The organism is Lachnoclostridium sp. An76, assembly GCF_002161355.1.
Lineage (GTDB): Bacteria > Bacillota > Clostridia > Lachnospirales > Lachnospiraceae > Mediterraneibacter > Mediterraneibacter caccavium.
In genome coordinates this window covers 327,031-339,126 of the sequence record NZ_NFHL01000003.1, presented here as the reverse complement: position 1 = coordinate 339,126, position 12,096 = coordinate 327,031, and the positions used below count along the sequence as shown (strand labels likewise).

The window sequence follows — 12,096 nt, the reverse complement described above, 5'->3', positions numbered from 1 at the left end:
CGGAGCAGGGCGAAGCGGTGGAACCGCTTCGGATTGCACAACGTGCAATCATTATACCATGTGTTTACGGTAATAGCAATTTTTGTCCCACATAAATCAGATTCCCGTCTGTGATACCGTTCATTTTACAGATCGCGTCCACATGCGACACATCACCATACATTTTGCGGCTGATGATAGCAAGTGTATCACCTTCCTCTACGATATACACACCATCGCTCCCATTCTCTCCGGGAGCCGCGAGAATCTGGGCATCCCCGTCCGCGCCGCTGCCCGCGGCTTTGGCCTCCTCTGCCGCGCCGTCATCCTCTCCTGTACTGCTGTCATTGTCTGGCACAGCAGCACCAGTGTCATTCCCGGCAATTTTCCCTTCTGCCCCGGCAGCTGCTGCCGGCTCTCCATCCCCGTCTGCATCCGAAGCGCTGCCATCTCCGGTTTCCTGCCCGTCTCCGGCTTGTCCCTCGCCATCCTGTTCCTCTGTCACCGCGGTCACTGCCCCGCTCGTTTCCTGAGTCTCCACTTTATCCGATGCCCCTGCCAGCGTATCCAGCGTATTCTGTACGGATTTCATCCGGTCAAAGCTGTTGAGCATGGATACTCCCATAATGATCAGCACAAGCACCAGGCAGGCGCTGGCAGCATACATCACGCCTCCTGTTTTTCTTCCTTTCCGGCTCTCCCCCCGTTTTCTAACCAGATTACGAAAGTCCTTCGCAGCTCTGTCCTCAACAGTCTCTGTGGGAAACGCCCCATTTTTTTTTCGCGAGGAGATCATATAGTTCTGCATGCACGGATTCTTCTCATAATACGTGTAATGCCCGCCGATCTCCATCAGGTCATTCATTTTATGGACATAATAAGTTTCATCCTTTTCCACAGGATCTTTCATGATAAATACAGTATTCTTCTTTGGAAATGATTTTTTGTGCAGCTTCACCGTGGAAGCCTCCGGGATGAGCGGCACCCCGGGATGCGCCACAAACCAGCCCAGCATCTCGCCTTCCTCAAAATACTGCTTACAGTCCTCGTACGCCCGTTTCCATGTATCGTCATCGATCACATATTCATTTCCCGACATCTTCAGGTCATGCATCTGGATCGCTCCATATATGTACACATATTCCTCATCCGTCCCCGGCTGGATATCACCTACAAGGAACGCTCCCACAGGACCCTTGCCTGCCTTCTCGCACTTCTCACACAACTGTGCAAAAAAAGTATCCACATAATCTTCCACATAAATCTTCGGGCTGTCGCTCACATTCCCGATCTGCCTGACATTTTTAGGTAACTGTCTTTTCATTTATACTCATCCTCCTGACAAAAAAATAATTTCCCGGCGTCGTAAAGAGGATAGCACACAGAAAAAGACGATTTTATCAGTTATTGTCAGACGAATTCGACAAAAGGGGTCAGACCCCTTTTCAGAGGGGTCTGACCCCAGTGGCCAATATTTTCAAAAAATTCTCTATTTTTCCTTCCGTCATCCCAGTCTCCCTTTTGCAGAATGCTACCGCCCGCTGCCTCATATAAGGTACATCATCCAGTGTTTTAAAGCTTTTTATATCATTCTCACGTGCAAATATCAGCATCTGCCGCTCTACACGCTGAAAGTCATATTCCTCTTTTTCTTCTTTTATATCAATAAATTCCTGATTATCAAAAATATTGTGAAACTCATAAAACTCTTCCCAATTTCTGAATCTTTGTTTTATGTAAGAAAACACCTCTTCCGAAAGGTACCCCTCTGTCTTCTTTTTATATATTATCGTGTCATAATACTCCGCCGCACTGCTGAACGGATAATCTAGAATTGATGAAACCATATACGCCTTCACAGGATTATTATGTATATAACGGATACAGCTGTACAAATATCCCTCTGTCTCCACTACACTGCTGTAAAACCGCCCCTGAAAAACATGGCCGCTCTCGCCGTATTTATAATTATGGTAAATAGCATAAACGGAGTTAACTTCCTGCATAAATAGCGAAAGGTTCTTAAAATCTGATTTGAGCAGGATGTGGACATGATTGGACATAATACAGTATGCATACACCTTAACCCCAAATTTTTCTGCCCTGCTCCGCATAATTGACCTAAAATATTTCTTATCATCGTTTTTTTGCAGAATATGGTTCTGATTGTTCCCTCTGGATACGACATGATAAACATCTGTGCCACTTTGCTTTCTTTTACTTCTCGGCATACACATTCCTCCTGTTAGATATTGAATTTTTTTCGTCTGAATTATGTTCCGAATCGGATGTGATCTCTTAAGACCTCTCAACACTTAAATGAAACTTCAGAATAAATTAGATGTAAATATAAGATAACATTAAACCAACAATATTTCCAGGATTATTGTTTGGACTTTTTACTTTAGCTTTTTAAAAAGTGAACGGGGTCAGACCCCGTTCACAAATTTTTTTACCTTTTCGTATATACTCTTTGCATCCAGTCCGTATTTTTCGATCAGCTCCAGTGCCGGCCCTGATTCTCCGAACACGTCGTTGATCCCGATCTTTAGCACTCTGGTCGGTGCCTTCTCGCACAGTGCATCGCATACTGCGCTTCCGAGCCCTCCGATCACGGAATGTTCCTCAACTGTAACGACTTTTCCTGTCTCTCTTGCCGCTGCTGCCACAAGCTCTTCATCCAGCGGTTTGATCGTATGGATATTGACGACCTTTGCGTCGATACCGTCTTCGGCAAGCATTTCAGCTGCCTCCAGGCAGTTGTTCACCGGGAGACCTGTGGCAATGATCGCCACGTCTTTTCCCTCTCTTAATACAACGCCTTTTCCCATCTCAAATTTATAATCCGGTCTGTCATTGATCACCGGCACTGCCAGTCTGCCGAATCTTAAGTAAACCGGACCATCGTACTCATAAGCAGCCCTCACCGCTGCTCTTCCTTCTATATAATCAGACGGATTGATCACTACCATACCCGGTATCGAGCGCATCAGGGCGATATCCTCGTTACACTGGTGGGTCGCTCCGTCCTCACCCACTGAGATCCCGGCATGGGAAGCGCCGATCTTTACATTCAGATGGGGGTAACCAATGGAGTTCCTTACCTGCTCGTAAGCCCTGCCTGCTGCGAACATTGCGAATGAACTTGCGAACGGCACCTTTCCCGCTGCTGCAAGTCCTGCCGCGACTCCCATCATGTTCGCCTCCGCGATCCCGCAGTCGATGAAACGTTCCGGGAACACTTCGGCAAACTTGCCAGATCTGGTCGCTTCCGCAAGATCCGCGTCCAGCACTACGATATCCTCGTGCTCTTTTCCGAGCGCGATCAGCTCATCACCATAACTGTCTCTTGTTGCGATTTTCTTTACATCTGACATAACGCTTCACCTGCCTTTTCCAGATCTGCCATTGCGATCTTATACTCCTCATCATTCGGGGCCTTTCCGTGCCATGACGCTGCGTTTTCCATGAAGGAAACACCCTTTCCTTTCAGCGTTTTGGCGATGATCGCCGTAGGCTGCCCCTTGACGGCTCTCGCCTCTTTGAACGCTGACTCGATCTGATCAAAATCATTTCCATCAATATTGATCACATGGAAATTAAATGCCTCGAATTTTTTATCAATTGGGTACGGGGAATTCACCTTGTCGATCTCGCCGTCGATCTGAAGATTATTGTTGTCCACGATCACGACCAGATTGTCCAGTCTGCGGTGTGCGGCAAGCATGGAAGCTTCCCAGACCTGTCCCTCCTGGATCTCTCCGTCTCCGAGCATCGTATAGACACGGTAAGACGCGCCGGAAAGCTTTGCTGCGATTGCCATACCCACTGCTGCGGAAATACCCTGGCCAAGCGAACCTGAAGACATGTCCACGCCCGGGATCTGTTTCATATCCGGGTGTCCCTGGAGATAGGAACCTGTATGGCGGAGTGTCACAAGATCCTCCTTCGGGAAATACCCCCGCTCTGCGAGAACAGAGTAGAGTGCCGGGGCTGTATGTCCCTTGGACAGCACAAATCTGTCTCTGTCTTCCCTGCCTGGATCCTTCGGATCGATATCCATCTCCTCAAAATACAGGTAAGTAAGGATTTCCGCCGCTGACAGTGAACCGCCCGGATGTCCGGCCTTCGCACTGTGAACCGCAGTCACGATATCCTTACGGACCTCATTGGTAATCTTCATCAGCTTTAATTTGTCCATAGTATCTCCTTTTCTTAATATTCTCAATCCTTAGTTCAAAGGGTGCAGTTACTCTCCAAATACTGCTCTGTAATCTTCCTGGAATTTTCTGATGCCTGCATCTGTCAGTGGATGGTGCGTCATCTGCTCCAGCACCTTGTACGGCACTGTGGCAATGTCCGCTCCTGCAAGAGCGCAGTCTGTGATGTGCATGGGATTGCGCACACTGGCTGCGATGATCTCTGTCTCGATCCCCGCCACAGCGAAGATCTCCGCGATCTCTTCCACCAGCTCCACGCCTCTCACAGAAATATCATCCAGTCTTCCCAGGAACGGGGAAACATATGTGGCTCCGGCCCTCGCCGCAAGAAGCGCCTGGTTCGCCGTGAAGATCAGTGTGACATTTGTTTTGATCCCCTCGGCTGTAAGCACCTTTACCGCCTTAAGGCCTTCCACGGTCATCGGGATCTTAACTACCATATTCGGGTGGAGCTTCGCGATCTCACGCCCTTCCCGTATCATCCCTTCTGCGTCCGTGGTCGTGGCTTTTACCTCACCGCTGATGGGACCATCCACGATGGACGCGATCTCAGCGATCACATCCTCAAACCGGCGTCCTTCTTTTGCGATGAGCGATGGATTGGTGGTCACTCCGCAGATCACTCCCATGTCGTTCGCTTTTCTGATATCATCTACGTTTGCAGTGTCAATAAAAAATCTCATTTCAAGCCACCTCCTGATAAATCAGCCTCGTATTCCAGTCTTGATTATAGCCATTAATAAAACGCAGGTCAACCACTGATCCTGCGATCCTTACAGATCTCACTGTTTTTCTTTGCATACAATCCTGCTTTTTACGCTCTGTTTTACCTTTTTTATCCGGATCAGAGCTCTGTGCGCCCTTCCAGCGCGCGGAGGAGCGTGACCTCGTCAATGTATTCCAGGTCTCCTCCCACCGGGACTCCACTGGCGATCCTGCTGACTTTGATCCCCGCGGGCTTGATGAGCTTGCTGATATACATTGCAGTCGTCTCCCCTTCCAGGCTGGAGTTTGTCGCAATGATCACCTCATCCACATCCCCCTGAAGGCGCTCCATAAGCTCTTTGAGCCGGATATCCCCCGGCCCGATGCCCAGCATCGGGGAGATTGCGCCGTGGAGCACATGGTACACACCATTATATTTCCCCGTCTTCTCATATGCTGCAAGATCCCTCGGCGTCTCTACAACCATGATGGTCTTCTTATCCCTGTCCGGGTTACTGCAGATCGGACAGATATCTCTGTCCGTCAGAGTGCAGCACACTTTACAATAACGGACATTCTTCCTTGCATCCACAATGGCCTGCGCCAACCCTTCCACCTGGTCCACCGGCATATTGATAATATGAAAGGCAAGACGCTGAGCGGATTTGCTCCCGATTCCCGGCAGGCGCGAAAATTCCTCGATCAGCCGGCTGATCTGGTTACTGTAATAATCCATCCTGTTACACCTCTGTCGCAAAACACAAATTGAAAGGGGTCTGTCAGACAACTGACATCTGATAGCCCCTTTTGTTTTAGAATTTCGAAATATCGCGAATTTGTTTCCCGAAGGGGTCAGACCCCTGTTAACAGGGGTCTGACCCCTTTTACGAAAATTGTCAGAACATTCCCGGCATTCCCCCGCCGAGCCCTCCTGTCAGCTTTGACATCGCTGCCCCTGTCTCCTCATCTACCTTGCGGATCGCCTCATTGGTCGCCGCCACGATCAGGTCTTCCAGCATCTCGATGTCCTCAGGATCAACGACTTCTTCAGCCAGCTTCACTTTCAGGACTTCTCTCTTGCCGGATACAGTTACCTCGACTGCGCCGCCCCCGGCTGCCGCAGTAAATTCTTTCGCCTCCAGCTCTTTCTGCTGCTCTTCCATCTGGCGCTGCATCCTCTGCGCCTGTTTCATCAGGTTTGCCATGTTCCCCGGCATTCCGCCGCCCGGGAATCCACCTCTCTTTGCCATATTTAATCCTCCACTGTTATCTCCATATTGATCTTCTGTTCTATATCCACGAATGTATCTTCAAAATGCCTGCCTTCTTCCACCTGCCGCACATCGATCTCCACCTTCTTGCCGATCTTCTGCTCGATCAGCCCTTCCAGCTCCTGCACATGATCCTCTCTGCCCACCACGCTCGCCGCCAGGGTATCCGGCAGTACGATGAGCAGGCGGTTATCCCCGCCCAGGCTTAACCGGGCCTTTTTAAGATAACCCCTGACCATGCCGGAAGCTTCGTCCGCGATGGAGCGGAAATTCTTCACGACTTCCTGCACGTCCTCTGGTATGGCGTTCGGAAGCTCCGGCTTCGGTCCGCTATTCCTGCTGCCATATCCTCCGGCAGTTCCTCCCGGAAAACTTTCCCCGCCTCCGGGAATGCCATCGCCATTGACATAGACAATCCGGTCCTTCATATCCGCTGCGGCTTCTATCCCTTTCTCGACTTTTTCCTCCACAGCACGGATCCGCTCGAGGAGAGTATCCTGATCCGGCTCCATGGCAGGCGTGCACAGCTTGATCAGCGCCACCTCCAGCATGACCCTCTTCTGGGTCGCATACTTCAACTGCCCTGACAGTTCGGAGAAAATGCGGATATAACGGAACAGCATATCCGGCTCCACCATCTGCGCCTCTTCCTTAAGCTGCATCAGATTTTCTGTCGATACATCCAGAACATCCTCTATATTATCAGAAGTTTTTACCAGAAGCAAGTTCCTGAGATACCATGTAAAATCCGCCGCAAGCTGGCTCAGCTCCCTGCCCTGCATCACAAGGTCCTCCACCACATCCAGCACGCCGGACACATCCCGGTCTATCACTTTGCGCAGAAGCTGGCTGAACACATCCGTATCCACCGCTCCCAGCACTTCCAGCACATTGTCATAGGTCAGCTTCTGCCCAAGGTAAAAAGCAATGCACTGGTCCAGGAGGCTCAGGGCGTCACGCATAGACCCGTCGGCCGCCTTTGCGATATACCTCAGCGCCTTCTCCTCCACCTCAACATGCTCCGTATCCATAAGTTCCCGCATCCGGTCTGTGATCGTCTCTATACTGATCCGCCGGAAATCATAGTGCTGGCACCGGGACAGGATGGTGATCGGGATCTTGTGCACCTCTGTGGTCGCCAGGATAAAGATCACGTACTCCGGCGGCTCCTCTAATGTCTTGAGGAGCGCATTGAAGGCTCCTATGGAGAGCATATGCACTTCATCTATAATGTATACTTTGTACCGTCCCTCTGTCGGACGGTAGGCAACCTCCTCCCGGATCTCACGGATATTGTCCACACCGTTATTGGACGCCGCATCGATCTCGATCACATTCATCGACGTGCCCGCCGCGATGGACCTGCACATCTCACACTCGCCGCACGGGCTGCCGTCCACCGGATGCTCACAGTTGACCGCCTTTGCAAAAATCTTTGCCACGGTCGTCTTTCCGGTTCCCCTCGTCCCGCAGAAAAGATACGCATGCCCGATACGGTTCGCTTTGATCTGATTCTGCAATGTTGTGATAATATGATCCTGCCCCTTCACATCCCCAAACTCCGAAGGGCGGAACTTTCTGTAAAGTGCCGTATACGACATGTGTTACACCTCTTGTTCTCTATGATTTCTCTACTTAATACCGTATTAATTTAGTTTTTCCGCAGGCAATCTTCTGCAGATAATTTTTTGCAGACGTTTTACCACAGACAATTTTCCGCAGACAATTTACCTCAGACAACAGACCGCGCAGGGATCTGATCCCTGCGCCTCCCTCTGCCCTGTATTTCCTGCCTTCTCCAGCTTACAGTTTCCTGGTTTTAAAACAGTCTCCGTTTACTCGTCGCCAAAGCTGATGCCGATCATGCGCGCCTCTTTGATCAGGCTGCAGTTCGGGTCAACATATTTCAGCTTACCCGCCACTTCTTCCAGCGGCACCTTCACGGTCTCCCCGCCTTTCAGGCCGACCATGTACCCGTACTTGCCTTCCAGGATCAGCTGGGCCGCCTTTGCCCCGACTCTCGTAGCGATCACCCTGTCATACGCGCACGGCTCCCCGCCTCTCTGGGTATGCCCCGGCACTGTGATACGCACTTCCTTGTCCGTCTCCTTCTGGATCTGCTCCGCCAGCTCATAAGCGATAGACGGATATTTTCTCTTCGCCAGCTTCTCCTTGTATTCTTTTTTCTTTAACTTCGCGTCCTCTTTGGAGATTGCTCCCTCAGCCACAGCGAGGATGGTGAACGCCTTCCCTGCCTTTGACCGTCCGTCGATCACTTTTGCAATGGACTTGATATCATACGGGATCTCCGGAAGAAGGATAATGTCCGCGCCGCCGGCGATACCCGCGTGCAGTGTGACATGTCCCACCTTATGCCCCATTACTTCTATAATAAATACGCGGCTGTGGGATGTCGCTGTCGTGTGGATCCTGTCAATGGTATCTGTCGCGATATCCACCGCGCTCTGGAATCCGAACGTCATCTCTGTTCCCCAGAGGTCATTGTCAATGGTCTTCGGAAGTGTGATCACATTAAGCCCTTCTTCTCTTAACATGTTCGCCGTCTTATGCGTCCCGTTGCCCCCGAGGATCACCAGGCAGTTCAGGTTGAGCTTATGGTATGTATGCTTCATAGCCTCCACCTTGTCAAGCCCGTCTTTGTCCGGCACACGCATCAGCTTAAACGGCTGCCTGGATGTACCGAGGATCGTGCCTCCCCTTGTCAGGATCCCTGAGAAGTCCCTTGAAGTGAGCATACTGAAATCCGCATAGATCAGGCCTTTATACCCGTCCTTGAATCCATAGATCTCTACGTCGCTGCGCTTCGAACAGATCCCCTTTACCACGCCGCGCATCGCCGCATTCAGTGCCTGACAGTCTCCGCCGCTTGTCAACATTCCGATTCTTAACATAGTAACACTTCCTCCTTTATCCTTCCGGCCGGCACATGCTTGATATCCCGTTTTTCTCCTGCGGAAAATAATAAGCAGCCGGTCCTTTCCGACTGCTTATTATTATACCCCATTTATCAAAACTGAACAAGGAATTTCATGACAGAGGCTGCATGTCATTCCAAACGTATGCCCGGACTGCTTACAGTCTCTTGAGAAGCTCTTCTCTCTCCTCCTCATATCCCGGTTTTCCGAGCAGAGCGAACATATTTCTCTTATAGCTCTCAACCCCCGGCTGGTTGAACGGATTAACGCCGAGTAAGTATCCGCTCACGCCGCATGCGAACTCGAAGAAATAGAACAGCTCGCCCAGGTAGAACTCATTCTGCTCCGGGATCTTCACCATCAGGTTCGGGACATTTCCGTCCGTATGCGCAAGGATCGTCCCGTTCATAGCGCTCTTGTTGATAAAGTCTACGTTCTTTCCTGCAAGATAATTCAGTCCGTCCAGATCTACCGGCTCTTCATTGATCACGATCTCTTCCCTGGACTTTTCTACATTAAGAACAGTCTCGAACAGGATCCTGTTTCCGTCCTGGATGAACTGACCCATGGAATGCAGGTCTGTGGTCAGGTCTACAGATGCCGGGAAGATCCCCTTCTGGTCCTTGCCCTCGCTCTCGCCGTAGAGCTGTTTCCACCACTCGGATACATAGTGGAGGCTCGGCTCATAGTTCGCCAGCACTTCCACTGTCTTGCCCTTGCGGAGAAGGATATTGCGGATCGCCGCGTACTGCATCGCGTCATTGTCCGCGAAATCATTTTCCAGCGCAGCCTTCCTTCCCGCTGCCGCGCCTTCCATCAGCTTGTCGATATCAGCGCCGCTCACAGCGATCGGGAGCAGGCCTACCGCAGTCAGGACTGAGAAGCGTCCGCCCACATCGTCCGGCACTACGAATGTCTCGTATCCTTCCTCTGTCGCCAGGTTCTTAAGCGCTCCCTTTGCCTTGTCCGTTGTAGCATAGATCCTCTTCGCCGCTTCCTCCTTGCCGTACTTCTTCTCCAACAGCTCTTTGAATACACGGAAGGCGATCGCCGGCTCTGTGGTCGTCCCTGATTTCGAGATCATGTTAATGGAGAAATCACGGTCTCCCACAACGTCCATCAGGTCTTTGATATAAGTACTGCTGATGCTGTTCCCTACATAATAGATCTCCGGAGCCTTGCGTACGTCCTTTGAAACCACATTTGCAAAAGAGTGTCCGAGGAACTCGATCGCAGCCCTTGCCCCCAGATAAGATCCGCCGATACCGATCACGAGCAGGACTTCCGAATCCTGACGGATCTTCTCAGCCGCTTTCTTGATCCGCGCGAACTCCTCTTTGTCATAATCCACCGGAAGGTCGATCCATCCAAGGAAATCATTCCCCGCTCCGGTCCTTGCCAGCAGCTTGTCTTTCGCCTGAGCCGCAAGCTCGCTCATATACTGCATCTCATGCTCCTTAATGAAACCACATGCTTTTGAATAGTCAAATGTTACTTTGCTCATCGTTATCCTTCCTCTCCGATATCTTCTGATATCACTGTCATCATTTGAAGCCCGGCGCCGGTGCCCCGGCTGTCTCCGATACTCTAGGGATATTCTATCAAATCTGTTTTCCTTATTCAAGTAGGACGAAAGGGTTTCCCGACTCCGCCCAAGATCTGCCTAAGCAAGGAATTCTTCCAATATCTGCCGGATCGCCTCCTCCCTCAGCGCAGTCCTCTCACCGTCAGGACTGTTCTCTGCGGCACTGCGCAGTGCCTGCCGGGCGGCCTCTCCTCTCTCAGCCGTCCTCGGCTCTCCCTCGATATTAATGGGGAGCCGCTCCTCCCGGGATTCCTGTACAGCTGGTCCTGTCCTTTCTGCCCCCGGAGCGGAATACAGCGCTTCCTGTCTGTTCTGCTGCGCTCCGGACTGCTGAAGACCAATCTGCTGTGGTCCGGGCTGCTGGGAACCGGGCTGCTGCAGTCCAGCCTGCTGAGATCCAGCCTGCTGCGGCCCGGTCTGGTCATTCTGTCTGACAGCTGCCCGTGCTTTTTTTCCTGCTCCTTTCTCCTGTCCCCTTGCTTCTGTCACAGCCTGTGCCGCTCCTTTGCCCCCGTTTTCCGCTGAGATCACATCGATGGATTCCCGCTCCCTCTGAGTCTGCTTCCGCAGGCGGACCGCACAGATATTTTCCAGGTAATCCACCATGTACATCCTGACCGCATTGATCTTATACGGTTCGTCAGACAGCCTCATGATAACTGAAAGAAGCACCATCTCCGCGATACCGGCCGCAATATATTGGTAAACAGTCTCCGTAAGACCGAGAGAAAGGTAGTTGACCGACGCTCCCAGCGCCGCGAGTATCCCCGCAAACCACACGGTTAAGATTTCAATCTGTCTCCACGTATGGATGCGGAATAAAAAGCCTCTGTATTCATATATGTATTTTTCCACAAAGGCATCGATATTTTCCACAGAATCATGGATCATGCACGCATGTTCATATTTCGCCCGCACAAGCTTTATCAGTCGGTGTGTACTCTTCGGCATATTTCCCGCTGCCCTTACCAGCCTGTACAAAGTCAGCTGGTTGATGATCTTCGCCAGGATCCCCAGCACTCCGATCCCTGCCATCAGATACGCGATGACACGGGGATCCCCCGCCAATCCTTCTAACATAGCAAACCCTCCTGTTTATTTTAATGTCCACAACGCTTCCCCTGTCCTGCGGCGGTTCGGCTTGTGTTTGTGGACATTATAGCCCATCCTTCCCCGGTTGTCCTCAAAAACCGTTCTACATATTTCTACATCAGAAAAGCTCTGTCTTCACATTTTTAACCTCTTTTAAAGAGTTTCCCATATACCTGATATTACATTGATACAGTCCTGATAATCCTTTATACAAAAGGATTTCCCTTCCTGGCGAATACTGAGGATATTCCTGATCTGCGACTGTTCTTAAAATGTCACATCACAGCATAAATAAGCGAATGGTGGCG

General features: G+C 50.9%; 11 protein-coding genes. All 11 read right to left on the bottom strand.

Annotated elements, in window-relative coordinates; translation table 11 throughout:
• Nucleotides 1-64: 64 nt before the first annotated feature.
• Nucleotides 65-1,303, bottom strand: a complete 1,239-nt coding sequence (locus B5G27_RS08370) for a LysM peptidoglycan-binding domain-containing protein (RefSeq protein WP_087178438.1) — start codon at nt 1,301-1,303, stop codon at nt 65-67.
• Between the two features lie 121 nt (nt 1,304-1,424).
• Nucleotides 1,425-2,210, bottom strand: a complete 786-nt coding sequence (locus B5G27_RS08365) for a transposase (RefSeq protein WP_162611221.1) — start codon at nt 2,208-2,210, stop codon at nt 1,425-1,427.
• Nucleotides 2,211-2,408: 198 nt separating this feature from the next.
• Nucleotides 2,409-3,356 (bottom strand): transketolase family protein, encoded by a 948-nt coding sequence (locus B5G27_RS08360; protein WP_087178436.1) that lies wholly within the window; start codon nt 3,354-3,356, stop codon nt 2,409-2,411.
• On the bottom strand, nt 3,344-4,180 hold the full coding sequence (locus B5G27_RS08355; protein ID WP_087178435.1) for a transketolase: 837 nt from the start codon (nt 4,178-4,180) through the stop codon (nt 3,344-3,346). The genes B5G27_RS08360 and B5G27_RS08355 overlap by 13 nt, the downstream gene beginning before the upstream one ends.
• 48 nt (nt 4,181-4,228) lie before the next feature.
• On the bottom strand, nt 4,229-4,882 hold the full coding sequence (fsa, locus tag B5G27_RS08350) for a fructose-6-phosphate aldolase (RefSeq protein ID WP_087178434.1): 654 nt from the start codon (nt 4,880-4,882) through the stop codon (nt 4,229-4,231).
• Between the two features lie 161 nt (nt 4,883-5,043).
• Nucleotides 5,044-5,640, bottom strand: coding sequence for a recombination mediator RecR (gene recR / locus B5G27_RS08345; RefSeq protein ID WP_087178433.1), 597 nt, complete (start codon nt 5,638-5,640; stop codon nt 5,044-5,046).
• 160 nt (nt 5,641-5,800) lie between these two features.
• The gene (locus tag B5G27_RS08340; protein WP_087178432.1) at nt 5,801-6,154 is read right to left on the bottom strand and encodes a YbaB/EbfC family nucleoid-associated protein; all 354 of its coding nucleotides are present in this window, start codon (nt 6,152-6,154) and stop codon (nt 5,801-5,803) included.
• 2 nt (nt 6,155-6,156) lie between these two features.
• Nucleotides 6,157-7,776 carry a DNA polymerase III subunit gamma/tau gene (gene dnaX, locus B5G27_RS08335; RefSeq protein ID WP_087178431.1) on the bottom strand — a complete coding sequence of 540 codons (1,620 nt, stop codon included), beginning with the start codon at nt 7,774-7,776 and terminating at the stop codon, nt 6,157-6,159.
• A 234-nt stretch (nt 7,777-8,010) separates the two neighbouring features.
• Nucleotides 8,011-9,087: a 6-phosphofructokinase gene (locus B5G27_RS08330; protein ID WP_087178430.1), complete on the bottom strand. Its 1,077-nt coding sequence runs from the start codon at nt 9,085-9,087 to the stop codon at nt 8,011-8,013.
• Between the two features lie 181 nt (nt 9,088-9,268).
• Nucleotides 9,269-10,615: a glucose-6-phosphate isomerase gene (locus tag B5G27_RS08325; RefSeq protein ID WP_087178429.1), complete on the bottom strand. Its 1,347-nt coding sequence runs from the start codon at nt 10,613-10,615 to the stop codon at nt 9,269-9,271.
• A gap of 159 nt (nt 10,616-10,774) precedes the next feature.
• A complete protein-coding gene (locus tag B5G27_RS08320; protein ID WP_087178428.1) occupies nt 10,775-11,776 on the bottom strand; it encodes a hypothetical protein in 1,002 nt (333 codons plus the stop codon).
• Between the last annotated feature and the right edge of the window lie 320 nt (nt 11,777-12,096).